Below are 24,204 nucleotides of genomic sequence, written 5' to 3'. Positions count from 1 at the left end.
TAATATATCCTTCAGGCCATGAACAGGACTTGCGATCCGTCAATCCCCAGAGGCATCGCGATCGTTTTCGGCCGGGCCGTCCGGGGAGGGCGCGGCGAAATCCGCTTCCGTGTCCAGATCGACCAGCACACCGGCCGAGGCGGCCGGGACACTGACCACATCCGCCGCTTTGCGGAGGATGCCGCGCGCCCCGACATCGCCCGTCAGCGCCGCAAGGTCGGCCAGATAACCCGCGCCGAAAAGAACCGGATGCCCGCGTCGCCCATCCCAGACCGGAACGCAGATTCGCGCAGGCCGCTGCTCGTGCGCCGTCGCGAGCCGGGCATAATCCTCCGCGGTGACCTCCGGCATGTCGCCCAGCACGACGAACACGCCGGCTAGCCCCTCGCGCAGCGCCCGCGCGCCCGCCGCGATCGAGCTACCCATGCCGGACGCCGCATCGGCGTTCTCGACCCGACGCAGCCCCGCCCCTTGCGCGAGGACAGCGACGCCCTCACGGTCATCGCCAGTGACGACGACGACGTCGCCCAGCCCGAGATTTGCCACGGCCTCCAGCACATTCGCCAACAGCGGGCGACCGCGGTACGCCTTCAGCAGCTTGTTCTCACCTGGCAGACGGCGGGAGAACCCCGCCGCCAGCACCACCGCACCATATTCCTCAAGCCGCGCCACACCCGGCTCACATGCGTGCGCCGCGGCGGCCCGCCAGCGCGCCCGTGGCCCCGCGCGAGAGCGGCCAGGTGAAGGTATGCATCAGGCTGGAGAACGGGAAATAGATCAGCCAGGCCTGCACCGTGAGCAGATGTGTCAGCCGCAGCGCTTCGCTCTGCTCGCCAAGCGCCATGCAGCCTGTCAGCATGACGATGAAGGTCAGCCCGGCGGCGATATGATCGTCGGGACGCGAGATCAGCCGTACCACCGGGTCGAGGAATCGCCGGATCCACAGCACCAGCAGCCCGGCAAAGGCGACCTGTGCCGAGATGATGAACGCGGTGCGGGACATGGGCGGCCAGCCCACGCCGAGGATGTGCTCTTCGATGAACGCAACATGGGGCGCGGCGAAGAACAGCAGTACAAACAGGCCGATATGGAAGGCGTAGCCTGCGATGGTCACGAACCAAACCTTAGCGCTGCCGGTGAAGGGCGAGCGCGGCGCGAAATGCTCAAGGTTGGTCCGCAGCGCGCCAAGCGCGGGGCTGCCCTTCGGCTGGGCCTGGGTGTGCGGCAAGCCGCGGCCGCTGAACAGGATATTGCCAAGCCGCCAGACCACGAAAATCACAAAAAACCACGCTGAGAAAATCCAAAGCGGCCCCTCGATGAACTCAACCAGGCTCATGACGTCTTGCCCTCCTGCGCCTTTACCTCCTTCAGCCAGCGATCATGGTGCGTGCGCGCCCAGTTCTCGTCGACGCTTCCCTCGACCATGCCCTTGAATGTGCCTTCAGTGCCAAGCGTGCCGAGGTAGATATGGCCGAAGCCAATGCCGATCATGACAAGCGCCGCCACCGCATGGACCAGATCGGCAAGCTGCAGCGTTGTCCGCGAGCCGAGCGCGTCCGGGAACAGCAGCAGGAAGCCGCTCCCGGTCAACGCGATCCCGGTGATGAATGCCGTCCAGAACCACATCTTTTCGCCGAAGTTGTAGCGACCCGCGCTCGCATGGACACCGAACATGCCGCCGCCACGCAGCAGCCAGCCGATATCCCTGAGCGATGGGAAGTTGCCGCGCACGAACAGCAGGAACAGCACGATGATGGCGACGCCAAAGATCGGCCCGAACAGATTGTGCGCCTGCATCGCCGCAGTGGCCAGAACACCGAAGGCTTCGGGGCCGATCAACGGGATCAGCACGGGCCGCCCGAAAAGGATGATAAGCCCGGTGAGGCCGAGCAGGATGAACAGCGAGGCCGTCATCCAGTGCGCGGTGCGCTGCGCCAGCGAAAAACGGGGCACCGACCGACCGGAAACTCCACCGTCGATGCGAATGGTGCCGCGAAGAAGATAGAACAGGGCGATCGCGCCAAGGATCACCAGCAAGGCTATGCCGCCATAGGTGATCAGCGTGTCTTGATGGACAACCGACCACCACTCTCCTGACGGGTTGATGAGAATGCCGGCTTCCGGGTCGGGCACTGCCGACTGCCCTTCCGTGCCCCGGCGTATCTGCAGCCAGATGTCCGCATCGCTTTGCCCGCCCAGCGTATTGGGCGGGCCAGCGGGACCGGTGTTGTTATCCGCCATGGTCCTCCAATCTCCCCTGATGTCCCTCCTGCGGGCGCACGCCAGCGGCCGCCGGTTCTTAACGCTGAACCTAGCGCGCCCGTTCCCGTCTGGGCACGGGCGAATTAAGAATTTTTAACGCTTTGATGGCTGGGGGAAAGGGCCGCTGACCACCGGCGCGCACCTGATGCCTGGCCTGAGGGAGGGCGGCCGGGAAGCGGACCGACGGCTTCGGAAGAACCCCGGGGGTGCGATGACGCTGAACAGGAAGCGGCGCACCGCTCCCTGCTCGCCAGTCGATTACCGACCGCTACCTTCAAGAGCTTCAACGAGCTGTTGCTCACAGGCAACGACCAGTTCCTCACTGGAGATGCGACCGTCACCGTCTGTATCAACACGGGTGCTGATGGTCATGTATTCGCCGACTTCGTCGTCGGTGAGATAACCGTCACCATCCGCGTCCAGCGCGCTCATTTCGGCCACACAGCGTTCCGGATCCTGATAAACGCTCGTCTGAGCGTTCAACGGAGTCATAAACGCTGCCAACATAAGTGGCATGAGCGCGTATTTCGTGAATGTGTACATCGGAACACCCTCATATTGGTTGAGTTAACCAAGGATCCGACTGATCAAGATCCTGCCAATCCAACGAATGCTTCGCCGAACGTGTTCCGTTAGTCTCGCCGTGTTTTCCATTAGACTGCCGCTATGATGGATAAAACGTATCGCCCCGAAACATGCAGCAGGTCACGAGCGCGCTGCGGCTTGACGCAGGATAATGCTTTGCCAGATCGGGGAGAGTACGCCCAGTTCAGGGCTCACTGATTTTTTCCGAGAGAGCAATGGCGCAAAAACCCACCCACGACGACGTGATCCGCCTCCTGGGGCCACTGAGCGACCAGGCGGTCGCCGACATCCTCAAGGTCGATGCCAGCTATAGCGATCTGGAGGCGGTCGCACTGCGGCTGGCGCAGGAGGACGATGTGCTTGGCGAAATGCGCCGTCCGCTGACCGGGTCCGCCGCGCAGGTCTACGACATCGTCAAAAGCGTGGAGGAGTACGGCGACGAGCGCGACCGGCGCGGCTGACGGGCCCGCGGCGCGGGCCTGACTTGCCGAAAGAGATACGACAGCGCCAGGCCCTGAAGCGGGTGTGTCAGTTCGCCATCCGCACGATCTCGACCGGCACGGGCCGACAGACCGTATTGCACACTGGCGAGTGCGCCTGCGTGAAGGCGATCAGGTCGGCAAGCTGCTCGTCGGAGCAGTCGGCCTTCACCTTCATGCCGATGCGGATGCGCTCATAGCCGGGCGAGACGCCGTCATCCAGCGCGAGCAGCCCCCGGACATCGAGGTCGCCTTCCAGCTCCGTCGACAACTCCTCGATCGTGATGCCGCGCGCCGTGGCATGCAGCACCAGGGTCGTCGTCACGCAGCCCGCGAGCGCGTGCAGCAGGAACTCCACGGGGTTCGCGCCTTCGTTATCGCCGAGCAGCACCGGCGGCTCGCCATTGGTGAACTCGAAGGACTCGGACCGCGAATCGTCTTCACGTCCCGCACCATAGAAGTCCTTGATGCTCGACAGGTTCACGCCGCCCGTGATCCATGTATTCCGCGCACGGAACTGGAATCGGGCAAGTGATTCATCTTCCTGGATGGCACCGATCGTTTCAACGGCGGCCTGAACGTCCAGACCGTTGAGCAGGTTCGGCTGTTGAACTGCGGCTTGCTGGGTCATCTGTGTCTCCTTTCGCTGAGGTTGGGCCGCGCAAGGTCTGCGTTTCGGCGCGGCTGACGGACGAAAACTAAAGCTGGACGCGCGCGGCGATCAGATCGATTCTGATCAGGAACGATCCATTCGTGCCAAAAAGCGAGGTTCCGGGATGGAAAAGGGAGGGAAAGCTGTCGACGCCCTGATCGTCGCCCTGCCGGAGACGGCGGGCTCGGCGCTCTACGGCATGGTCGACGTGCTCGCCGCCGCGGGCCGGCTTTGGCAGGACCTCGTCGGCGAAGCGCCTTTACATCCCCTGATCCGGCCGCGGATCGTGGGGCTGTCGCGCGACGCATTCCGCTGCGGCAACGGCATTCCGGTCACGCCCGATCTGAGCGTGGCGGATGACCCGGCGGCCGACCTCGTCATCCTGCCGGAGATGTGGTTGGCGACAGACGACGACATGCATGACCGCTATGAGGACCTCTGCGCCTGGGTCCGGCGGCGATACCGCGCCGGCAGCACCATCTACTCCGCCTGCTCCGGCACCGTGCTCCTTGCCGCAACCGGCCTGCTCGCCGGCCGGGAGGCGACCTCGCACTGGGGCTATCAGGATCTGTTCCGCACCCGCTTCCCGGACGTGAATTTCCGCCCGGAGCCGAACCTCGTTTTCGCCGACCCTGGCGGGCGGATCGTGACGGCGGGCGGGACGACCTCCTGGCACGACCTCGCGATCCACATCATCTCGCGTCATTGCAGCCCCGGCGAGGCACTGCGGATCGCCAAGGTCTACCTGCTCAAATGGCACGGCGAAGGCCAGTTGCCCTATGCCAGCCTTGTCCGCCGCCTGCCTCACGCAGACTCGGCTGTGCGGGCCGCCGAAGACTGGCTGCGGAAGCATTTCCGCGACGACGATGCCGTGGCGAGCGTGGTGAGTGCTGCAGGCATCCCGGAACGCAGCCTGAAGCGGCGGTTCAAGGCAGCAACGGGGACAACGCTTATCGGCTATGTGCAGAACCTGCGGGTCGAGGAAGCCAAGCGACTTCTGGAAAGCGGCGGCCGCTCCTTCGAAGACATCGCCTACGAGATCGGCTACGAGAACCCGGCGTTCTTCCGTCGGCTCTTCAAACGCGCGACCGGGCTAACGCCGGCTGCCTACCGACGCATGTTCCAGCCCATCACCCGAGCCGCCGAGGCTGCGCAGGAGGCCGGCGCCGCGGCGGAGCCATAGGTCAGGAGCCATCGCGCGGCTCCTCACCGCGCAGCGTCGGGCGCTCGATGAATTGCCGCTCGATCCACCGGATTACCGTCAGGATGACAAAGGTCACGACCGTCGCCATCACGGCAAGGACAAGATAGCCAGCCCCCGCGCTCACGCCGACCGCCCCTGCCGCCCACATCCCCGCGCCGGTTGTCAGCCCGCGCACCCGGTCCGCCGTGCGAATGATCGTGCCTGCCGCCAGGAACGCAACGCCTGCCGTCACCGCCTGGATGATGCGCAGCGGATCGACATTCGCGCCGGGCTTGCTGCTGGCATCGGCGAACATTTCGAAGGAGATGAGCGTGAAGGTCGCTGCCGCAACCGAGATCAGCATGTGCGTCTTGAGGCCCGCCTGACGCCCACCGACCTCGCGCTCGATGCCGATAACCGCGCCCAGCGCCGCTGCAACTACGAGGCGCAGCAAGGCTGCCAACGGCGGCGTCGAGGTACCGGCCCACCAGTCAATCCCGGCAGCAGTTTCCATGCGTTTGAGGTCTCTTGTCCGGCGACGCAAACGTCCTGTCGCCGATTGAGGCTAGCGCCGCAGCGTTAACGGCACAACCGGCGGTCTACCCGAACGCCAAAAACAGGAACAGCAGCGCGATCACCACCGCGAGCGCGATCCACACCCACGACGGCACGCTGACCGCCGAGGTGTGTACAGGGGCAGCGCCGGGCTGCTCGACCTCGTTGGCGAAGTTCGCGAAGAACTTCTCCGCCATGCTGCGCGCCGTCGCGTCGATCAGCCGATTGCCGAGCTGGGCGATCTTGCCGCTGACGCGCGCGTCGACATCGTAGGACAACTCGGTCTCGCCGCCATTCTCGGTGAGCCGGACATTCGCGCCACCGGAAGCCGAGCCAGCCTGTCCGCCGCTACCGCTGCCCTCGATGCGGTAGGATTCCGGCGGGTTCAGGTCCTTCAGCTCCACCTCGCCGTTAAACTTGGTGTTCATGGGCCCGATCTTGACGTTGACCACCGCCGCCAGCTTGTCCTCGCCGACACGCTCCAGGCTTTCGCAACCGGGAATACAGCGCTGGAGGACCGCCGGGTCGTTCAGCTTCTCCCAGACCTCCTGGCGCGGCGCTGGCAGCGTGTGCGAGCCGGACATCTTCATCGTCGTCTCCTCCCTCATGAGCGCCGGGCGCGGCGCGGCTCGGACCGTCACGCGTTCCCTTGGTGCGGGATCACGTAGTTGTCAATATCGCGCCCGCGGCCTTCCCGGCAACCGTGCCCCTGTTCGCACGCTTCGAAAGTCGGAATGGGCAGCGGCCAGTTTGGGCGGGACTTCCGGCATGCCGATTGCTACGCTTTTGCACGCGACGGCGGCTGCGGTCACGGCCGCGCCGTCCCAGATCAGCTCCGAAGAACAGGGAGGACAGCCATGTGTGTCCCGGGATGCATGGAAACCGTCACCGAGCGCCTGTCCCGGCGCAGCTTCTTCAAGGGCGCAGGTGCGCTCGCGCTCGCCGGCGGTGGAGCCGCTGCAGCTCCGGTCGCGCCGGCGCGGGCGGCAACGCAGTTCTCGCAGGTCATCGACCTCACCCATACGTTCAGCCCCGAATTTCCCACCTTTTTCGGCATCCCCGGCATTGAGCAGGAAACGATGTATACCTTCGATGAAGCCGGCTTCAACATGAAGCGCTGGTCGCTGGTCGAACACGCGGCCACGCACATGGACGCGCCGATCCACTTCTCGAAGGAAGCCCAGAGCGCCGAGGAGGTGCCGGTCGACAACCTTGTCGTGCCGCTGGCTGTCATCGACATCCGCGAGAAAGCCGACGGCAATCCCGACGCTCAGGTGACGCCGGACGACATCAAGTCGTGGGAAGCGGCGAACGGTCCCATCCCCGAACGCGCCTGCGTGGCGATGAACAGCGGCTGGGCGGATCATGTCGGAAATCCCGGCAAGTTCACCGGCAAGGACGATGACGGCGTATTCCACTTCCCGGGCATTCACGTCGAGGCGGCGCAGTATTTGCTGGAGGAGACCACGGCGATCGGCCTGGCGGTCGACACCTTGTCGCTGGATCACGGGCCGTCGCAGAGCTTCGACACGCATTATGCCTGGCTGCCGACCAACCGCTGGGGGCTGGAGAACCTGGCGAACCTGTCGGCGTTACCGCCGGTTGGCGCAACGCTTGTCGCGGGCACTCCGAAGGTCGCCGGTGCAACTGGCGGACCCAGCCGGCTGATCGCATTGGTCTGAGGGCTCATGACAATGAGGCGGCCGGACCTCCTGATGCGCCGGCCGCATCTTTACATCCGAGGTCGGCACGTCGCTGGCGGATCGACGATCCACCCTTCCAGCGGATCGACATGCTCTGGGGCGCCGTAGCTTTCGGCGCGATGGTTCCATGCCCAGGCCGCCTGAACCGCGCAGAGCAGCGCATCGAGCGCATCCCCGCCCGGATCATCGCAGAGGTCCTGATCGGCCACAACCGCGAAGCCAAGATCATCGCGCCGGGCGCCGGCCGTCAATTCTTCAAGGAGCTTGCGTCGCGCCTCATGCTGCGCCGGCGTCTGCCTGGCACGCATGTCGTTCTTGTAGCTGCTCCGCCCGATCAGCTTGCGCGCCAGCGCGCCGGGATAGGCTTCGACGACAATGCGGTCCGGGTCGCCATCCTGCATGTGCGGGATCGTCACGCCCGCGCGGACCAGCCGGGGCGCGCCCTCGAAGAACATCAGCGCGACCGGCGTGCCGTAAAGCTTCTGCGGACTGATCGACCCGGCAGCGATATCAGTTGTGCGACGGTGCTCCTTGTCACCTGGGGGCCGGTTGCGCCGGTAGTCCTCCAGCGCGGCGCGAAAGCCCGCCTTGCCGAGCCGCGCAGCATGTTCGACGTAGCCAGCCCAGCTTCCGGGCCAGCGGATCCTCTCGATGAATTTGCGCGGGAGGCCGAACGGGAAATCCAGTCCCGCGATCCAGGGGCCCGGCTTGTCGAGCATCGCCTCGAACGCGTCGAAATCCGTCAGCTCGTCGAGTCCCTGCGCTCGGAGCACACCGCCTTCCAGCCGGCAACGGAGGCGCGTGATCGGCTTGGCGGCCCTCGGCCGGCTGGTGAAGTCGACTCCGTAAACCTCCATCCTGCGGCCCAGCCGCTTAGTCCATGAAGCCGTGCAGTTCAGGTCCGGGCAGAACCATCACGGTCGGCTTTGCGGGCAGGCTGGCGGCTGTCACCGTGATAGACGATGACTCATTGACTTCGACATCGTAGCCGTCGCCCACCTGGTTCAGGAAGGTCTGCAGCCGGTTCTGGCTGAAATAATGCATGGGCAGGATGAGCCGGGCCTTCAGCAACTCAAGGACCTTCATCATCGCCGGCTGTGCCATCGTGTACGAACCGTCGACGGGCACCATGACGACATCGAGCTGACCGATCAGCCCGAGATATTCAGGCCCGAGCGTGTGGTGCAGGTGCCCGAGATGGCCGATGCACAGATCCGCCACCTCGAAAATGAAAATCGAGTTTCCATCCTTCTCGCGGACGCCGCCCCAGCCGCGAATGTCGGTCGTGACGTTGCGGATGAACACGTCCTTGACGGTCAGGCTGTGCTTGGCGGGTTTGCCATCGCTGCCCCAGCCGCGCAGCACATGGTCGATGGCCGGGTCGGGATTGTTCGTGTAGTGCGTGCTGTGCGCATGGTTCATCGTCACCACATCCGGCACTGGCCCCGGCCCGGCATAGCCCGCGTCGTCCGTGGCAATGATCACGCCGCCAGCGCTCTCGATTCGGAACGTGGCATGGCCCACGAAGGTGATCTTCACCTCGAACTGCGACAACGCCGCAGTATTCAGCGAGGCGTACTGGACGCGCGGCACGTTCTCGGCGAGGGCGAGGCACCGGCTGGCGGTCTGGGGCTGCTGCGCGATGGCGGGGGCGGATGGAGAAGCGAAAACGGCGACGACGAGACTGAGAACAAAAACACGAATACGCATACGCGGCTCCATGATTAAGGGGCTCATGGAGCATAGCACAAAAATTGTCGGATCGCCTGCCCGCGAAGTCTTACGGCTTCACGGGCCAATCCTCGCGGCGCCATGCGGCATCCCAAAACATCCACTCGTATTGCGTCGAGCGCATGAAAGCATGATGCATTGCCGCGACGGTGTCCGGCCCGGCAGCCTCGGCCGCGCGGTCGACATGGCGGATGACGGCCTGTACCGCCTCGCCGAAGCTCTCATCGGCATAGGTGTCGATCCAGGCACGATAGGGGTTGTCCGGCCCCGCCTCGGCGTCAATACGCTTGCCGACCTCCCAGTACACCCAGAAGCACGGCAGGATGGCCGCCACCAGTTCCGCGTACCCGGCTGTCTCGGCCAGCCCGAGCATATAGCTGGTGTAGGCCAGGCAGGTCGGCGAAGGTTCGGCCGCCTGCACCTGTGCCGGGTCGATGCCGAATTTCTCGAAATAGCTGGCGTGCAGCGCCCGCTCCACCTGTATCGCCTCCTGCGCGGAGCCGGTGAAGGTCAGCATCGCCTCAGAATCCGGTGCCTTGACGCCCGCGGCCGCGAGGGCGCGGGCATAGCCCGCCAGGTAGAGCGAGTCCTGGATGACGTAATACTTGAATACGTCTCGCTCGAGCGTCCCGGCGCTCAGCGCGCGGTTGAAGTCCATTTCCTGAATCGTGTCGATCAGACGCGCGTTGCGCTGCCATGCATCCGTGCTGAAAGCCATGCCTGCGTTCGCCCCTTGCTCGCGTTGAAATTCCCGAGCGCAAGGCTAAGGCATTGGCAGGGCGCGCGGCAAGGGGCGCTGGGTCGCGGCCGCCCTTCGGAGATGGCTCAGGCGCTGTGCGGCACGGCTTGGGCCGCGCCTCGACGCCGCCCCGCGAGCAGCGCGAACAGCGGCAGCAGAGCGAGGAACACCGCGACCCCCGCGCCAATACCAGCAAGGATCAGCGCCCCCCAATCCACAAGCCCGGCCAGATCGCGGTAGGTCGCCTGCGTGAACATCGGTGCAAGAACGATCGCAGCGACGCCCGCGCCGATGCCGAGCACGGAAGCGATTAAACGCGGCGCGCCGCCGAAGCGAACGCCCCGGGCGAAGGCGACGATATACAGAAGCACCACCAGCGCAGCGGCGGCGATGGCGACCCACAGCCAGATGCCCAGAGCTTCCTGGACGATGGCGAAAAGCGTCACCGGATGGAAATCTTTCATTGCTCCACCTCCTCAGGCAAGCCCGCGCAACATGGCAAAATATGTCGGCTTCAGGCCCTGCTCCTCGATCACCCAGGACAGCCACATCGGCTTCAGCGGGTCGATGAACGGGAAGGACGGCACGAGGTTGTTCTCGTAGTCGAACTCGATAAGCATGGCCTGGCCGACCCGCGTAACCATGGGGCAGGAGGTATAGCCGTTGTAGGTGGCAGTCATCTCCTTGTCCGCCGCGACCGCGACCATGTTCTCGACCGCCACCGGCACCTGCCACTTCACACTGGCCGCCGTCTTGCCCTTGGGGACACCGTTGACGTCGCCGACGCCAAAAACGTTGGGATAGCGCCGGTGCTGCAGCGTGACCTTGTCGACCTCGATCCAGCCGTCCGCCGCGAATGGCCCTTCCCTCCAGGGCAGCGGCGAGTTGCGCACGGGCTCTGGCGTGCGCATCGGCGGGATGACGTGGATGAAGTCGTAGCCGAGTTCAGTCGTCCCCTCCGGCGTCTCGAACGTGGCAATGCGCTGGCCGGGATCGATGGCGCGGAGCACGTGGCTCCTGTTCCATGAAATGTCGCGCTGAGCGAACAGCTCGCGCACCTTGCTGTCGACCGCCGGGACAGAGAAGGTCTCGTCGTTGTGGGCGTTGTAAATCAACTCGGCCTTGCTGCGATTCCCTGCGCGGCGGAGCCGGTCATCGGTGAGAAACGTGTATTTGAGCGGCGCGCCGGCGCATTTCATCTCCGTGGCCGGGCGCGTGAACAGGCCGGTCCCTCCGGATTCCACGAACCGCTGCATTGCTTGCCAAGATGCGGCGGCGGCTTCTGGGCTGGCATAGATGCTCGATATGCCCTCGCGGCCGATCAATCCTTCTTCCATGCCTTCGATGGCCGGATAATCAAGGATGCAGCCGGTCGCCACGATCAGGAAGTCATAGGGCACGTTCTGGCCCTCTGCAGTGACCACCTTGTTGCCGTCCGGGTCGAACTCGGCGACCGCCGATTTGATCCACTCCACGTCGCGCGGCATGTATTCTGCATTGGAGGAGATGACCCTGTCCTGGGTCCAGACCCCGCTGCCAACCAGCGTGTACCCCGGCTGGAAGTAATGATTTTCGCGCGCGTCGATGATGGTAATGCGCGCGCCTTCGGTCATCTGAGACAGGCGCGAGGCCGCGCTGATGCCGCCAGCGCCCGCGCCGGTGATGACGAAGCGCGCCCTGCTCTTGAACGGCTCGGCCCGCGCTTCACCTCCCGCGCCCGGCAGCATGGCGACACCTGCTGCGCCGGCGGCGAGCTTGATGAACTGGCGGCGATCTGGCCCAGCGCCCCTCTTCAGCCTGTCATCATCGTCTGCTGTCATGCGGTCCTCCCCGAAGCCGTTACGACTTGCACCCCATGCGCAGGTGCTGTGATAGCCGCGCGGCACGCTATCAAATTCTATTCAAATTATTGCATGGCGGGAGCGTAGCCGTCCTTGACGCCTATCAAGGCTGCAGTCTGCCCAGACCGTCGACGGCAGGCTACTCCGCCGGCTTCGGCGCGGGGCCGGGCGCGGCTTCCCCGGCGTCGGTGATCGGGCCGGGCATCGTCTTGCGGGCGAAGTAGGTATAGACCACCGGGATCACGAACAGTGTGAACAGCGTGCCAACCAGCAGGCCGCCGACAATCACCAGCCCGATATCCTGCCGGCTCTCGGCCCCCGCCCCGGTGGCGATCGCGAGGGGCACGGCACCGATGACCATCGCGCCGGTCGTCATGAGGATCGGTCGCAGGCGCAGGCCCGAAGCCTCCACGACCGCGTCGCGAATGTCGAGGCCGCGCTGGCGCATCTGGTTGGCGAACTCGACGATCAGGATGCCGTGCTTGGTAATCAGGCCGATCAGTGTCACCAGCCCCACCTGGCTGTAGATGTTCAGCGTGCTGCCCGTCAGATACAGCGCCAGCAAACCGCCGGTGATCGAGAGCGGCACGGTAAGCATGATCGTCAGCGGGTCGATGAAGCTCTCGAACTGGGCCGACAACACGAGATAGATGAAGGCGAGCGCCAGGATGAAGGTGACATATATCTCCGCGCTGGACTCCTTGAACTCGCGGGACTGGCCGGCATAGTCCACTTGCGCGCTCGGCGGGATGACCTCGCGCACGATCTCTTCCAGCTCGTTCAGGGCCTCTCCTAGCGTCGCGCCTTCGCCCAACGTGGCCGTGAACGTCGCGGAGCGTAGCTGGTTGAAGTGGTTGAGTTCCTTGGGCGCAACCGTCTCCTGAAGCCTGACAAGGTTGGAGAGCTGGATCATCGCGCCGTTTTCCGCGCGAACGTAGATTTTCTCCAGGTCCGCCGGCGTCACGCGGTCCTCGTCCTCGACCTGCACGACAACGTCATACTGCTGGCCCTCGCGCTTGAAGCGGGTGACCTGCCGCCCGCCAAGCAGCGTTTCCAGCGTGCGCCCCAGCGTCTCCACATCGACGCCCAGCGAGGCGACCTTGTCGCGGTCGACATCCACCTTGAGCTGCGGCTTGTTGAGGTCCAGGTCGCTGTCCAGGTTGCGCAGCGTCTCGCTGCCCTGCGCCTTCCCCATGATCTGCTCGACATAGCCGTTCAGCTTGGCATAGCTCTCCGAGGTCATCACCACGAGCTGGATCGGCTGGTCGCGTACGCTCTGGCCCAGCGGCGGCGGATTGACCGGGAATGCCAGCACGCCCGGCACGCCGAACATCTGGGGTTGCAACTCCTTGGCGATCTCCTGTTGCGTGCGCTCGCGCTCATCCCAGGGCGTGGTCTTAACGAAGCCGATGCCCTGAGTAACGGTCGGGAAGCCGGAGACGACGAAATAGCGCGCCACATCGTCCGTCTTTTCGTAGATCGCTTCGAGCTGACGGGCATACTTGTCCGTATAGTCGATCGTTGCGCCCTGCGGTGCGATGAAGATGCCGACGATCGTGCCCTGATCCTCATACGGCGCGAGTTCGGATTTGAGCTGGGTGAACAGAAAGACACCCGCGCCCGCCACGGCCAGCCCGACCAGCAGCACGAGCGGGCGGGCGCGCAGGCTCCAGCGCAACAGCACGCGATAACCGGCCGTGAGTGCGCGCAGCCCCCCTTCGATCAAGCGGATCAGCAGGTTCGGGCGCGGCTCATGCTTGAGCAGCTTCGAGCACATCATCGGCGACAGCGTCAGCGCGACGAAGCCGGAGACGAGCACCGCGCCCGCAAGCGTCCAGGCGAATTCCGTGAAGAGCTGACCGGTCTTGCCGGTCAGAAAGCCAATGGGTACGTAAACCGCCGCCAGAGTCAGCGTCATCGCGATAATCGCGAAGGAAATCTCCTTCGCGCCCCGGATCGCCGCGGTGAAGGGCGGCTCCCCATCTTCGACATGCCGGGCGATGTTCTCCAGCATGACGATCGCATCATCGACCACGAGACCGATTGCCAGCACGAAAGCCAGCAGCGTCAGCGTGTTGATGGTGAAGCCGAACAGGAACATCAGTGCGAATGCGCCGACCAGCGACAGCGGGATCGTCACCAGAGGAATTAAGGTGGCGCGCAAAGAGTGCAGGAAGAGGAAAATGATGAGAAGCACGAGCACGACCGCCTCGGCGATCGTCATGTAAACGTTGTCCAGCGACTCCTGAATGAAAACCGACTTGTCATGCGCGACCTCGACCTTCATGCCGTCGGGCAGCGTCTCCAGCACGCGCGGCAGGGCCCCACGCACCGCATCCGACACATCGAGCGGGTTCGCGGTTGCCTGCTTTATCACGCCAAGCGCAATCGCCGGCTCGCCGTTGAAGCGCACCACCCGCCGCTCGTCCAGCGCCCCCAACTCGGCACGGCCGATGTCGGACAGCCGAACGAGGTAGCCATCTGCCCGCTTGATCACGAGGTCATTGAACTGTTGTGGCGTGCGCAGATCGGTCTCGGACAGGACCGTGAATTCGCGCATGTCGCTTTCGATACGTCCGGCGGGCACCTCGACGTTCTGCCGGCGCAGCGCGTTCTCGACATCCTGCGGGGTCAGGTCATAGGCCGCCATGCGCAGCGGATCGAGCCACAGGCGCATTGAATACTCGCGCTCGCCGAAGATACGCACCTCCGCCACGCCCGCAAGCGTCTGTAGCTGGTCCTTCACGTAGCGGTCGGCAAAATCGGTGATTTCCAGCGCGGAGTGCTTGTCGCTGGAAAAGGCCAGATAGATGATCGGCTGCGCGTCAGCCTCGACCTTCTGGATGACCGGCTCGTCGATTTCCTCGGGCAGTCGTCCGCGCACGCGGCTCACCCGATCGCGCACATCCGCCGCCGCGGCGTCCGGGTCGCGGTCGAGCCGGAAATTGACGGTGATCTGGCTGGCTTCCTCGCGGCTGATCGAGCTGATGTAGTCCACACCCTCGATCCCGGCGAGCGACTCTTCAAGGATCTGCGTGACCTGCGTCTCGATGATCGCTGCGCTCGCGCCCTGATAGCTGGTCTCGACGTTGACGACCGGCGGGTCAATGTTCGGGTACTCGCGGACGTTCAAGCGCTCATAGGCCACCAGCCCGAGCAGGAAGACGATCAGGCTCAGCACCGTCGCGAAGACAGGCCGACGGATACAGATTTCCGAAATGCCCATGCGGCAATGCTCCTGCGGTCAGGCTCCTTGCGCGCTACCGACCGGCTGGACCGGCGCACCGTCGCGCACCTTCTGCTGGCCCGCGACGATGACGGTCTCGCCCGCGGACAGGCCATCCACGATTTCAACCTCGCCGGCCATGCGCCGGCCGACGGTCACCTCCGTGCGTTTCGCCTTGCCATCCACGACGCGGTAGACATAGGCGCCCTCGACGGTCGGCACGATCGCAGCCTCCGGCACGATGACAGCGTCCTGGCGCAGTTCCGTCACCAGGTTGACGCGCGCGAACAGCCCGGGCCGCAACAGGAGATCGGGGTTCGGCACGCGGGCGCGCACCTGAATACTCCGGCCATTGACGTCGACAACATTATCCAGGGCAAATACCTCGCCGCTGAATCCGCGATCGGGAAAGGCATCGACCCGGACCGTGATTTTCTGCCCCCTGCGCAGCACACCCAGAAACCGCTCGGGCACGCGGAAACTGACCTCGACCGGATCGGTCTTGACCAGCCGCACCAGGTCTGTCCCCGCCGAGACATAGGCCCCGACACTGATCTCCCGGAAGCCCACGATGCCGCTGAAGGGCGCCCGGATCTTCGTCTTGTTCAGCCGCGCCTTGGCCAGCGCGAGTTTCGCCTCGCTGCTCTGCATCTCGGCCAGCGCCTCGTCTCGCGTGCGCTCGGTCCCGACCTTGCGGCTGTAAAGCTGCTTGGAGCGTTCGAAATTGCGTTTGGCCAGCTCGTGCGCAGCCTTGGCCTCGGCCACCTCGGCGGTCAGGATTTCATCATCCAGCGAAAACAGCAGATCGCCGTCTTCGACGGTATCCCCTTCGCTGAAGTGGATTTCCTTGACCAGCCCGCTGATCTCCGGGCGAATGACGACCGTCTCGTCCGCGAGGATATTGCCGACGACCTCGACCTCGTCGCGCACGGCGCCGCTCTCCACGGTCGTCGCCTCGACGGGCACCGCGTTCTGGGCCCGCGCGCCAGGGGCGCCAAGCACAAAGGCGAACGAAATGAAAAAGGCCGTGAGCACGGAAACCGGCAAACGGCCGAACGATCCGGATAACATGTCGTGACCTAACTTCGGTCTGCTATTAAGTTAATGAAAGTAACACATCCCGGCAGCATGGCCAACGCAGCAGGGTTGCGACACGCTGCGAGCAGGTCTGCGCGGTGGCCGCGCGCTGCGCGCCGCGCCGATCCGGCACCGTTCATGTGCCGTACATCTTTGGCGATAGATAGACCAAAAGTTGAGTGCCTGTCATCCGTGCCGCTGACGGCATGTCGATGCGGTGGCGCCGCGATCTGAGCCATCGGCACCTGTCGGTTCTGTGCTAATCTCGCATCTTCAAGTGTTTTTTGCGGAGCGCCCATGACGCGCCAACTGGCCTTCTGGAAACAAATTCTCGTGATCGCGGTCGTTGCTGGCATCGGGTATGCAGCTTGGGATCAGCGCGCGCGGCTGTCCGAGCTGACGGGCATCTCGCTGAGCAAGGAAGCGCCGGAGCAACATCGCGGCGGCCGCACGAACGACGGCGTCCCGGTGATCGTCGAGCCGGTTTCGCTCATCCAGTCGGTTGATCGCGTGCAGGCCATCGGGGATGGACGTGCCAACCGCTCCATCACCGTTTACCCGGAAGTCTCCGGGATCGTTTCCGAAATCGACTTCGACGCCGGCGACCGGCTAAAGGAGGGCGATGTCATCGTGCGGCTAAACGACCGGGAGGCGCGCATCGCAGTCGGCATCGCCGAGGCCAAGCTGGCCGAAGCGCAGCGCACCGTGGAACGCTACGAGGCGCTTCTGAAGCGCAATGCCATTGCCATGGCGCAGGTCGATACCGCGCGAACAACAAGACGCACCGCCGAACTGGAGCTTGAGCAGGCGCGCGAGGCGCTCGCCGATCGGACGATCCGCGCTCCCTTCGACGGTGTTGTTGGCATCCCCCAGGTCGAGGTCGGCGACCGAGTGACCGACTCGACGGCGATCACCTCCTTCGATGATCGCAGCCTGATCCTTGTGGAGTTCGAGGTGCCGGAAATCTACCTCAAGCGCATCAAGGTCGGGCACCCGATTACCGCCACGACGCCGGGTTTTCGCGGGCGGACATTCGATGGCCGCATCACCGAGATCAACAGCCGTGTCGATCCCCAATCCCGATCCGTGCGCCTGAGAGCCGCGCTGGAAAACCCGGATGACGTTCTGCGCGGCGGCATGTCCTTCAGGGTCACGCTCGTGCTCGATGGCGGCGAATATCCGTCCGTTCCCGAGCTGTCGCTGCTCTGGGAGCGCGATGGCTCCTATGTCTGGGCGGTAGAGGATGGCAAGGCGAAAAAGGTTGCCGTCACCGTCGTGAAGAGGGCGGAAGGCCGCGTACTCGTTGCGGGCAACCTCGCACCGGGCCAGCTCGTCGTGGTCGAAGGCACCCAGCGTCTGCGGCCTGGCCGCGAGTTGAGCTTCGAGCGCCCTGACGCCACCGCACAGAACGAGGCTGGACTGTGAGCACATACGGAAGCGGCCTTCCGGGCCTGAGTGTGCGCCGCCCTTATCTGGCGGCCGTGCTCAACCTCCTCATCATCATCGCCGGTCTCGGCGCGCTGATGGCCGTTGAGGTGCGCGAGCTGCCCAACATTGACCGGCCGATCGTGAGCGTGCGGGCCGAGTACCCCGGCGGCTCCCCGGAGACAATCGACGCCGAAGTCACCAGCGTGCTGGAGCGCGCCGTGGCACGGGTAAACGGTGTCAAGGCGGTACGCTCTTCCAGCGAAGAGAACAACATGCGCATGCGCGTGGAGTTCTCGCCCTCCGCCAACCTGATCGACGCGGCCAACGACGTCCGCGAAGCTGTCTCGCGGGCCGAGCGCGATCTACCTGACGAGGTGGAAAACATCACCGTCATCAAGGCGGACAATGACGCCGAGCCAATCCTGCGGCTGGCGGTCACAAGCAGCGCGCTTCCGGTCGAGGACGTCACGCGCGTCGTCGAGGACCAGATCGTGCCGGAGCTGCTCGCCGTCGATGGCGTTGCTGACGCCCAGCTTTTCGGCGAACGCGAGCGGGTCTTACGTGTCGTGGTGGATCCCAACCGGCTGGCGAGCTATGGCCTGTCCATCCGCGATGTGTCGGACCTGATGGCCCGCGCGCGCTACGATGTGCCCGCCGGCAGCTTCGAATCCGCGCAGCAGGAAGTGCTGGTGCGGGCCAATGCCTCGGTCGTCGAGCCCTCGGAAATCCGCGATCTCCGCCTGCGCGACAACGTGCGGCTCGGGCAGGTGGCCGATGTCTATTTCGGACCGGCGGACGAAAGCTCGCGCGTGCGGCTCGACGGACGCACCGTGGTCAGCGTCGGCGTGATCCGTCAGGCGAAGTCCAACACGGTCGAGATTGCGGAAGGCGTGCGCGGGGCGGTCGACAGCCTGAACACGCGGCTTACCAATGTCGACATCGCCATCCAGTCCGACGATTCCGTGTTCATCGAGGGCGCGATTTCCGAGGTGCTGACCTCTCTGGCGCTCGCAACGCTGATCGTCGTCGCGGTCATCTGGCTGTTTTTCGGGCGGTTCCGCGCCACCATCGTGCCCGCGGTGGTGATCCCGGTCGCACTGATCGGCGCGGTGGCGGCGCTGTGGCTGTTCGGCTTCTCCATCAACCTCATCACCCTGCTCGCGCTGGTCCTCGCCACCGGTCTCGTAGTGGATGACGCCATCGTGGTGCTGGAAAACATCCAACGCCGGCAGGCGCAGGGCATCGGCGCGAAGGCCGCCGCGGTCATTGGCACACAGCAGGTTTTCTTCGCCGTTCTAGCGACGACGGCGACTCTGGTCGCGGTGTTCGTGCCGATCTCCTTCCTGCCAAGCACAGCCGGGCGACTGTTCCGCGAATTCGGCTTCATGCTGGCCGCGACAGTGCTGATCTCGTCCTTCGTCGCGCTGACGCTGTGCCCGATGATCGCCTCGCGCCTGCCTCTAGCGCAGGAGGGCGGCGGGTCGCGCTTCTCGCTCGGTGGCCTCGGCGAGTTATTGCAGCGCGCCTATGACAAGCTGCTGAGCATCGTGCTCGCCGCACCGTTGATCGTGCTGGCCGCGGCCTGCGGCGTCGGCGCTGTCGCGCTTGTCATATTCCATACGCTGGGCGAGGAGCTCGTCCCGCAGGAGGATCGCGGCGAGATCAATGTCTGGCTGCAGGCGCCGGACGGAGTCGGGCTGGATTACATGGATCTGCAGGTCGAAAAGGCCGAGGGCGTTTTCGACCCGCTGATCGAAGAAGGCACGGTGGAGCGACTGTTCTCCATCACCGGCCGCTATGACTTCAACCGCGGTTATCTGAGCGCCCCGCTCGCCCCCTGGGAGCAGCGCGCGCGGGCGCAACAGGAAATCGAGGCGACGATCCGCGGCCCGCTGAACGACATCCCGGGCTTCACCACCTACATCTCTCGCGGCAACAGCCTCGGTCTGCGCGGCCCTGGCGGTGGCGGTCTTGAGCTCGCGCTGACGGGCAGCAACTACCCGGCCATCGCCGCGGCGGCCGACGACTTCGCCCGCAAGCTGGAAACCGAGATCCCGGGCTTGAGCAACACCCGCGTGCAGTATCAGGCCACACAGCCACAAATCTCGCTTCGGATCGACAGGGAGCGCGCCGCAAACCTGAACGTGGATATCGACGATCTCGCCAGCACAATCCGCGTGCTGGTGGATGGTTTCGAGGTCGCGGAGCTGACTGTCGACGATCAGGCCGTGCCCATCATCCTGCAATCGGCGGCCGGGTCGGTGTCCTCGCCCGCCGACCTCGGCAATCTCTACGTCCGGTCACAGGACGACCGGCTTATCCCGCTCATCCAGATGATCTCGTTCAGCCAGGAAGGTGTCGCCGCCGAGCTTGACCGTCACGCGCAGCGCCGTGCGATTGAGATCGATGCCGATCTCTCGCCGTCGCTGCCCCTGCGCGACGCGGTGGAGCAAACGCGCGCGCTGGCGCAAGCCGAGCTGCCAACCGGAATCGGCCTGCTGTTCCTCGGAGAAGCGCAGACGCTCGAGGAAACTTCGCGCGAGATCGCCATAACCTTCGCCATCGCGCTCCTCGTGGTGTTCCTCGTGTTGATCGCACAGTTCGAGAGCGTGACGAGCGCGGCGGTCATCATGATCACCGTACCCTTCGGCATGGCAGCAGCCGTGTTCGCGCTCTACCTGACGGGCACGACGATCAACATCTACAGCCAGATCGGCGTGCTCGTGCTGGTCGGCATCATGGCGAAGAACGGCATCCTGCTGGTGGAGTTCGCCGACCAGCTCCGCGACCGGGGTGCAAGCGTGGTGGAGGCGGCGCGGGAGGCCGCCAGTGTGCGTCTGCGCCCGATCACCATGACGATGATCTCCACGATCTTCGCCGGGCTGCCGCTGATCCTGAGCGCCGGGCCGGGCTCGGAGTCACGCACGGCCATCGGCTGGGTGATCTTCGGCGGGCTTGGGCTTGCGGCGGTGTTCACGCTGTTCCTGACGCCGGCGGTCTATACGCTGGTGGCCCGGCTCTCGAAGCCGCGCGCCAGCGCGTCGGAAGAGCTGGCCAAGCAAATGCGCGAGAGCGAGCGGCTCCTCTGAGCGCCAGCAGGCCACGTTAACCGCTGTCAAGCACCGTCCCAGCCTGCCATGCCATGATCGCTCCGGAGGGTGGCTGCGATGCGGATCTTCCTGTGCGGCGACGTCATGACCGGACGCGGGATCGACCAGATCCTGCCGCACCCCTGCGACCCGGTGCTGTTCGAACCTTACATGACCTCGGCCATCAATTATGTACGGCTCGCCGAAGCGTGGACGGGCGACATCCCGCGCCGCGTGCCGCCGGACTATATCTGGGGTGATGCGCCTGGCGAGATCGAGGCGGCGGCCCCGAACCTGCGCATCATCAACCTGGAAACCAGCATTACCGCCGACGGCACGCCCGAACCGAAGGGGATCAACTATCGGATGCACCCGGACAACACGCCGGCGATCGCGGCCTTCAAGCCCGATGCCTGCGTGCTCGCCAACAACCACATCGCCGATTGGGGCCCGGAGAGCCTGACGGACACGCTCGATGCGCTGACGGCCGCTGGCCTCGCCTACGTCGGCGCGGGGCGCAACGCGGAGGAGGCTGCACGGCCCCTCACGGTGGAGACACAGGGCGCCCGCCTGCACCTGTTCGCCGTCGCCTGTCCATCCAGCGGCACGCCGGATCACTGGGCCGCCGGATCGGACACGCCGGGCGTCCACGTCCTGGCCGACATGAGCACGACCTCCTTCGAGCGTCTCGCGCGAAACATCGCCGCGTACAGCGCACCGGAGGATGTGGTGGTGCTGTCGATCCACTGGGGCGGCAACTGGGGCTACGAGATTTCCGAGCGGCACCGCGAATTCGCCCACGGACTGATCGAACACGCCGGCGTGGACATCATCTTCGGCCACTCGTCCCACCACCCCAAGGCGATCGAGGTGCATAAGGGCCGGCCGATCCTCTATGGCTGCGGCGATTTCCTCAACGACTACGAGGGCATCCGCGGCCATGAAAGCTACCGGCCGGAGCTGGTTCTGGGGTATCTGCTTGACCTCGACACGAACGGGGCGCTCACCCGCCTTGAGATGCTGCCGTTTCGTCTGCGCAAGTTTCGGCTCAACCGCATCTCGGCCGAGGAGGCCGAATGGTTGCGCGCGCGCCTGGACCGCGAATGCCGGAAATTCGGGCGCGGCGTCCGCCTCGCAGATGGTCGGCTGGTGTTGGAAATCTAGCGCCCTTTTCGATCAGACTGGGTCGACCCGATACTCGTCATTGCCGGACTTGATCCGGCAATCCAGCTTACAAGCGAGAAGGCTGCCACTATGGATGCCCGCGTCAAGCACGGGCATGACGTGGTTCCAACTGACCGACAATCGCTCTAGTCGGAAGTGGTGGCGCGGGCGCTGTCAAGAATGCGCGTCACCTCTTCGTCGCTCACCTGGCTGAATTCACGGTAATAAAGGCTGATCGCGTGGAACATCTCCGGCGCTTCCAGGCAGACGAGTTCGTCCACCTCCTCGCGCAGAGACTCGACGGTGCTCGGCGGCGCGACGGGCACGGCCAGAACAACCTTTGTTGGGTCCTTGCGCTTCAGGCCGCGGATCGCAGCACGAACCGTCGCGCCGGTGGCAATGCCGTCGTCGATTATGATGGCGACGTGATCCTTGATCGTCGGACGCGGGCGCTCGCCAATATAGCGCTTGCGCCGCCGCTCGATCTCTTCAAGCTCGCGCTGCGCGGCGGCGTCGAAGTCGCCCTCGGTGACATTCGCCAGCCCGATGATGTCCTCGTTGCGCACCGTGATCGGCTCCGCGCCGTCGATCACTGCACCCATTGCCAGTTCCGGCTGCCACGGCACGCCGACCTTGCGCACTAGCAGCAGGTCGAGCGGCGCATCGAGCGATGCCGCCACCTCCGCCGCCACCGGCACGCCGCCGCGCGGCAGCGCCAGCACCACCGCATCCTTGCCGCGATAATGACGCAGCGCCTCGGCCAGCTTCCGGCCCGCTTCGCGCCGATCGTTGAACGTCATGCGCGTTCGCCCTCTTGTGCCTTTCCGGCCGCCAGATGCCGGGTGAACCAGTCCTTCGCGCCATCGATGACCTTATCGAGCGTGCCCGGCTCCTCGAAAAGATGCGTTGCGCCCGGCACGACCATCAACTCCTTTTCGCAGTCGAGCTTGTCATAGGCCTCGCGGTTGAGCTGCAGCACCTGCGGGTCATTGCCGCCGACAATCAGCAGCGTGGGCGCCTTTACCCACTGAAACGCGCAGGCCGCCATATCCGGCCGTCCGCCGCGCGAAACGATCGCGCCGACGCGGTGGTTCTGCGTGGCCGCTGCCGCGACCAGCGCCGCCGCCGCGCCCGTGCTTGCGCCGAACAGACCGATGGGCAACGTCTTCGTGCGCGCGTCCTGGGTGGCCCACTTGATCGCGCTCACCAGCCGGTCGGACAACAGCGGAATGTCGAAAACATTGGCGCGGTCCGACTCCTCCTCCGGCGTCAGCAGGTCGAACAGAAGCGTGGCCAAGCCGGCCTCGCCCAGCCCTTCAGCGACGTAGTTGTTGCGCGGGCTGTTGCGGCCCGAACCGCTCCCGTGCGCGAAGATTACCAGGCCCGACGGCTGCGCGGGCAGCCGCAGATAGCCAGGCAGGCCCATCGGTTCGATAACGACCTCCTCGATATTCGAGGGGTCATCGCTAACGGTCATCTGTGCATTGAGTATCATCCGCCTACTCCTCCCCAATTCTCGAATTGTTCGGGAGAGCCAAGGTCCTGTCCTTAATCGTCATCAATTCGCGCCGCTCACGCCGCCGCGCCGCTTTCCGGCGTCTCGTCCTCGCGCCCGCGCACCACGCGCTGGCCCGCAAGCGGACCGCGCGTTTCTGTCACGACCGTGCACTGGCCTTCCGGGTGGCCATCCTTCTGGTAATAGATGACGACCCAGTCATCGGTCTTGTCGAGCTCGTGCGCGCGGGCGGTGTTGGAATAGAGCACGGTAAAGTGCCAGTCGTCGCGGCGCGCATGCATGATCGGCAGCCACGCCTCGCCGGAGGGGTTGAAGCGCTTCGGCGCGATCTTGCGCAGCCGCCCCGAATTTGCCCGCTTGCGGTATTCCTTGTCCACGTCGAGTAGCATCTCGACCGGCGGCTTGGGCGCTCTGCCGCCCGCGCGACGTCCGACCCGCGTGCCCAGCCGGTCCGCCAGCGTCGCCTCCAGCATGCGCTTGCGCCGCGGACCGATGCCGGTCACGTCGAGTTCCCCGAAGTGGAGCGCGTGTTCCAGCTCTTCCAGTGACTCGACCTCGCCTTCCTCGACGAGGCGGTGGGCCAGCTCCGGCCCGATGCCCGGCAGCGTCTGGAACAGCGCCTCCGGTACCAGTTCGCCCTGCAGCCGCTCGAGCTGCGACCAGTGCCCGGTTGCGATCATCTCGGCGATGGCGCCGGCGATACCCCGACCGATTCCGCGCAGCTTGATGAGGCCCTCGCGCCCCTCGTTCTCAAGAATATCCGCCAGCGAGCGGTCCAGCCCCTCGATGACATCCGCGGCGCGTTCGTAGGCCCGGCGGCGGAAGCCGTCATCGCCCTGCTGTTTCAGCAGATCGGCGTACTCGCGCAGCCGCGCCGCGATCGCGTGGTTCTCGCGCAGCTCTTCCCGGTCGTTTTTGCCCTGGGCGGATGGCTCGCTCATCTTTCTCGCCTCGAAGAAGCCGCAGCGGCATCA

General features: G+C 65.0%; 23 protein-coding genes. 6 read left to right on the top strand and 17 right to left on the bottom strand.

The genetic code is table 11. The features are described from left to right. Window positions 1-39: 39 nt before the first annotated feature. The 4 genes from BXY53_RS04045 to BXY53_RS04030 all read right to left on the bottom strand — a co-directional run bounded on the left by BXY53_RS04045 (window position 40) and on the right by BXY53_RS04030 (window position 2,805). Window positions 40-672 carry a nucleotidyltransferase family protein gene (locus BXY53_RS04045; RefSeq protein ID WP_210209140.1) on the bottom strand — a complete coding sequence of 211 codons (633 nt, stop codon included), beginning with the start codon at window positions 670-672 and terminating at the stop codon, window positions 40-42. Window positions 673-679: 7 nt separating this feature from the next. Then, window positions 680-1,336, bottom strand: a complete 657-nt coding sequence (locus BXY53_RS04040; protein WP_119060608.1) for a hypothetical protein — start codon at window positions 1,334-1,336, stop codon at window positions 680-682. Then, on the bottom strand, window positions 1,333-2,241 hold the full coding sequence (locus BXY53_RS04035; protein WP_119060607.1) for a formate dehydrogenase subunit gamma: 909 nt from the start codon (window positions 2,239-2,241) through the stop codon (window positions 1,333-1,335). Before BXY53_RS04035 ends, BXY53_RS04040 begins: the two co-directional genes overlap by 4 nt. 279 nt (window positions 2,242-2,520) lie before the next feature. After that, window positions 2,521-2,805, bottom strand: coding sequence for an EF-hand domain-containing protein (locus tag BXY53_RS04030; RefSeq protein WP_210209195.1), 285 nt, complete (start codon window positions 2,803-2,805; stop codon window positions 2,521-2,523). Window positions 2,806-3,062: 257 nt separating this feature from the next. Between BXY53_RS04030 and BXY53_RS04025 the strand changes: the two genes are divergently transcribed. Further along, window positions 3,063-3,308 (top strand): hypothetical protein, encoded by a 246-nt coding sequence (locus tag BXY53_RS04025; RefSeq protein ID WP_119060606.1) that lies wholly within the window; start codon window positions 3,063-3,065, stop codon window positions 3,306-3,308. 67 nt (window positions 3,309-3,375) lie between these two features. On the opposite strand, the gene BXY53_RS04020 is transcribed toward BXY53_RS04025, so the two are convergent. After that, window positions 3,376-3,957 (bottom strand): OsmC family protein, encoded by a 582-nt coding sequence (locus BXY53_RS04020; RefSeq protein ID WP_119060605.1) that lies wholly within the window; start codon window positions 3,955-3,957, stop codon window positions 3,376-3,378. A gap of 145 nt (window positions 3,958-4,102) precedes the next feature. On the opposite strand from BXY53_RS04020, the gene BXY53_RS04015 reads away from it, so the two are divergent. Next, the gene (locus BXY53_RS04015) at window positions 4,103-5,161 is read left to right on the top strand and encodes a GlxA family transcriptional regulator (protein WP_119060604.1); all 1,059 of its coding nucleotides are present in this window, start codon (window positions 4,103-4,105) and stop codon (window positions 5,159-5,161) included. A gap of 1 nt (window position 5,162) precedes the next feature. On the opposite strand, the gene BXY53_RS04010 is transcribed toward BXY53_RS04015, so the two are convergent. Beyond that, a complete protein-coding gene (locus tag BXY53_RS04010) occupies window positions 5,163-5,675 on the bottom strand; it encodes an MgtC/SapB family protein (RefSeq protein WP_119060603.1) in 513 nt (170 codons plus the stop codon). An 85-nt stretch (window positions 5,676-5,760) separates the two neighbouring features. Then, complete coding sequence (locus tag BXY53_RS04005) at window positions 5,761-6,306, bottom strand: SRPBCC family protein (protein ID WP_119061764.1); 546 nt, start codon at window positions 6,304-6,306, stop codon at window positions 5,761-5,763. 267 nt (window positions 6,307-6,573) lie between these two features. Between BXY53_RS04005 and BXY53_RS04000 the strand changes: the two genes are divergently transcribed. Beyond that, window positions 6,574-7,398 (top strand): cyclase family protein, encoded by an 825-nt coding sequence (locus tag BXY53_RS04000; RefSeq protein ID WP_119060602.1) that lies wholly within the window; start codon window positions 6,574-6,576, stop codon window positions 7,396-7,398. 50 nt (window positions 7,399-7,448) lie between these two features. Here BXY53_RS04000 and BXY53_RS03995 read toward each other — a convergent pair whose 3' ends face one another. From BXY53_RS03995 to BXY53_RS03965, 7 genes are all read right to left on the bottom strand, one after another. After that, entirely contained in the window at window positions 7,449-8,276 is an 828-nt protein-coding gene (locus BXY53_RS03995) for a DUF429 domain-containing protein (RefSeq protein WP_119060601.1), read from the bottom strand. 16 nt (window positions 8,277-8,292) lie between these two features. Further along, window positions 8,293-9,129: an MBL fold metallo-hydrolase gene (locus BXY53_RS03990; RefSeq protein ID WP_119061763.1), complete on the bottom strand. Its 837-nt coding sequence runs from the start codon at window positions 9,127-9,129 to the stop codon at window positions 8,293-8,295. Between the two features lie 70 nt (window positions 9,130-9,199). Then, entirely contained in the window at window positions 9,200-9,868 is a 669-nt protein-coding gene (gene tenA, locus BXY53_RS03985) for a thiaminase II (protein ID WP_210209139.1), read from the bottom strand. A 107-nt stretch (window positions 9,869-9,975) separates the two neighbouring features. Continuing rightward, the gene (locus BXY53_RS03980; protein ID WP_119060600.1) at window positions 9,976-10,353 is read right to left on the bottom strand and encodes a DUF5368 family protein; all 378 of its coding nucleotides are present in this window, start codon (window positions 10,351-10,353) and stop codon (window positions 9,976-9,978) included. 12 nt (window positions 10,354-10,365) lie between these two features. Further along, window positions 10,366-11,709: an NAD(P)/FAD-dependent oxidoreductase gene (locus tag BXY53_RS03975; protein ID WP_119060599.1), complete on the bottom strand. Its 1,344-nt coding sequence runs from the start codon at window positions 11,707-11,709 to the stop codon at window positions 10,366-10,368. A 160-nt stretch (window positions 11,710-11,869) separates the two neighbouring features. Beyond that, the gene (locus BXY53_RS03970) at window positions 11,870-14,956 is read right to left on the bottom strand and encodes an efflux RND transporter permease subunit (RefSeq protein ID WP_119060598.1); all 3,087 of its coding nucleotides are present in this window, start codon (window positions 14,954-14,956) and stop codon (window positions 11,870-11,872) included. Between the two features lie 18 nt (window positions 14,957-14,974). Beyond that, the gene (locus BXY53_RS03965; RefSeq protein ID WP_119060597.1) at window positions 14,975-16,027 is read right to left on the bottom strand and encodes an efflux RND transporter periplasmic adaptor subunit; all 1,053 of its coding nucleotides are present in this window, start codon (window positions 16,025-16,027) and stop codon (window positions 14,975-14,977) included. 303 nt (window positions 16,028-16,330) lie between these two features. On the opposite strand from BXY53_RS03965, the gene BXY53_RS03960 reads away from it, so the two are divergent. From BXY53_RS03960 to BXY53_RS03950, 3 genes are all read left to right on the top strand, one after another. Next, window positions 16,331-17,458, top strand: a complete 1,128-nt coding sequence (locus tag BXY53_RS03960; protein ID WP_119060596.1) for an efflux RND transporter periplasmic adaptor subunit — start codon at window positions 16,331-16,333, stop codon at window positions 17,456-17,458. Further along, window positions 17,455-20,550: an efflux RND transporter permease subunit gene (locus tag BXY53_RS03955; protein WP_119060595.1), complete on the top strand. Its 3,096-nt coding sequence runs from the start codon at window positions 17,455-17,457 to the stop codon at window positions 20,548-20,550. The genes BXY53_RS03960 and BXY53_RS03955 overlap by 4 nt, the downstream gene beginning before the upstream one ends. A 78-nt stretch (window positions 20,551-20,628) precedes the next feature. Continuing rightward, a complete protein-coding gene (locus BXY53_RS03950; protein WP_119060594.1) occupies window positions 20,629-21,714 on the top strand; it encodes a CapA family protein in 1,086 nt (361 codons plus the stop codon). A 146-nt stretch (window positions 21,715-21,860) separates the two neighbouring features. Here the strand turns inward: BXY53_RS03950 and BXY53_RS03945 are convergent, their stop codons facing one another. The 3 genes from BXY53_RS03945 to BXY53_RS03935 all read right to left on the bottom strand — a co-directional run bounded on the left by BXY53_RS03945 (window position 21,861) and on the right by BXY53_RS03935 (window position 24,171). Then, a complete protein-coding gene (locus BXY53_RS03945) occupies window positions 21,861-22,514 on the bottom strand; it encodes a phosphoribosyltransferase (protein WP_119060593.1) in 654 nt (217 codons plus the stop codon). Further along, complete coding sequence (locus BXY53_RS03940) at window positions 22,511-23,209, bottom strand: dienelactone hydrolase family protein (protein ID WP_245410348.1); 699 nt, start codon at window positions 23,207-23,209, stop codon at window positions 22,511-22,513. The genes BXY53_RS03945 and BXY53_RS03940 overlap by 4 nt, the downstream gene beginning before the upstream one ends. A 77-nt stretch (window positions 23,210-23,286) precedes the next feature. Continuing rightward, window positions 23,287-24,171: a helix-hairpin-helix domain-containing protein gene (locus tag BXY53_RS03935; protein ID WP_119060592.1), complete on the bottom strand. Its 885-nt coding sequence runs from the start codon at window positions 24,169-24,171 to the stop codon at window positions 23,287-23,289. Window positions 24,172-24,204 lie beyond the last annotated feature (33 nt).

Origin of the sequence: Dichotomicrobium thermohalophilum, assembly GCF_003550175.1 — a bacterium.
GTDB classification, from domain to species: domain Bacteria; phylum Pseudomonadota; class Alphaproteobacteria; order Rhizobiales; family Rhodomicrobiaceae; genus Dichotomicrobium; species Dichotomicrobium thermohalophilum.
This window is presented reverse-complemented; position numbering and strand designations above follow the sequence as displayed.

What these genes read in the sequence shown, in the direction of transcription:
- BXY53_RS04040 (WP_119060608.1), bottom strand. Translation starts at nt 1,336, where the DNA reads ATGAGCCTGGTTGAGTTCATCGAGGGGCCGCTTTGGATTTTCTCAGCG.
- BXY53_RS04035 (WP_119060607.1), bottom strand. Translation starts at nt 2,241, where the DNA reads ATGGCGGATAACAACACCGGTCCCGCTGGCCCGCCCAATACGCTGGGC.
- BXY53_RS04030 (WP_210209195.1), bottom strand. Translation starts at nt 2,805, where the DNA reads ATGTACACATTCACGAAATACGCGCTCATGCCACTTATGTTGGCAGCG.
- BXY53_RS04025 (WP_119060606.1), top strand. Translation starts at nt 3,063, where the DNA reads ATGGCGCAAAAACCCACCCACGACGACGTGATCCGCCTCCTGGGGCCA.
- BXY53_RS04020 (WP_119060605.1), bottom strand. Translation starts at nt 3,957, where the DNA reads ATGACCCAGCAAGCCGCAGTTCAACAGCCGAACCTGCTCAACGGTCTG.
- BXY53_RS04015 (WP_119060604.1), top strand. Translation starts at nt 4,103, where the DNA reads ATGGAAAAGGGAGGGAAAGCTGTCGACGCCCTGATCGTCGCCCTGCCG.
- BXY53_RS04010 (WP_119060603.1), bottom strand. Translation starts at nt 5,675, where the DNA reads ATGGAAACTGCTGCCGGGATTGACTGGTGGGCCGGTACCTCGACGCCG.
- BXY53_RS04005 (WP_119061764.1), bottom strand. Translation starts at nt 6,306, where the DNA reads ATGAAGATGTCCGGCTCGCACACGCTGCCAGCGCCGCGCCAGGAGGTC.
- BXY53_RS04000 (WP_119060602.1), top strand. Translation starts at nt 6,574, where the DNA reads ATGTGTGTCCCGGGATGCATGGAAACCGTCACCGAGCGCCTGTCCCGG.
- BXY53_RS03995 (WP_119060601.1), bottom strand. Translation starts at nt 8,276, where the DNA reads ATGGAGGTTTACGGAGTCGACTTCACCAGCCGGCCGAGGGCCGCCAAG.
- BXY53_RS03990 (WP_119061763.1), bottom strand. Translation starts at nt 9,129, where the DNA reads ATGCGTATTCGTGTTTTTGTTCTCAGTCTCGTCGTCGCCGTTTTCGCT.
- tenA (WP_210209139.1), bottom strand. Translation starts at nt 9,868, where the DNA reads ATGGCTTTCAGCACGGATGCATGGCAGCGCAACGCGCGTCTGATCGAC.
- BXY53_RS03980 (WP_119060600.1), bottom strand. Translation starts at nt 10,353, where the DNA reads ATGAAAGATTTCCATCCGGTGACGCTTTTCGCCATCGTCCAGGAAGCT.
- BXY53_RS03975 (WP_119060599.1), bottom strand. Translation starts at nt 11,709, where the DNA reads ATGACAGCAGACGATGATGACAGGCTGAAGAGGGGCGCTGGGCCAGAT.
- BXY53_RS03970 (WP_119060598.1), bottom strand. Translation starts at nt 14,956, where the DNA reads ATGGGCATTTCGGAAATCTGTATCCGTCGGCCTGTCTTCGCGACGGTG.
- BXY53_RS03965 (WP_119060597.1), bottom strand. Translation starts at nt 16,027, where the DNA reads ATGTTATCCGGATCGTTCGGCCGTTTGCCGGTTTCCGTGCTCACGGCC.
- BXY53_RS03960 (WP_119060596.1), top strand. Translation starts at nt 16,331, where the DNA reads ATGACGCGCCAACTGGCCTTCTGGAAACAAATTCTCGTGATCGCGGTC.
- BXY53_RS03950 (WP_119060594.1), top strand. Translation starts at nt 20,629, where the DNA reads ATGCGGATCTTCCTGTGCGGCGACGTCATGACCGGACGCGGGATCGAC.
- BXY53_RS03945 (WP_119060593.1), bottom strand. Translation starts at nt 22,514, where the DNA reads ATGACGTTCAACGATCGGCGCGAAGCGGGCCGGAAGCTGGCCGAGGCG.
- BXY53_RS03940 (WP_245410348.1), bottom strand. Translation starts at nt 23,209, where the DNA reads ATGATACTCAATGCACAGATGACCGTTAGCGATGACCCCTCGAATATC.
- BXY53_RS03935 (WP_119060592.1), bottom strand. Translation starts at nt 24,171, where the DNA reads ATGAGCGAGCCATCCGCCCAGGGCAAAAACGACCGGGAAGAGCTGCGC.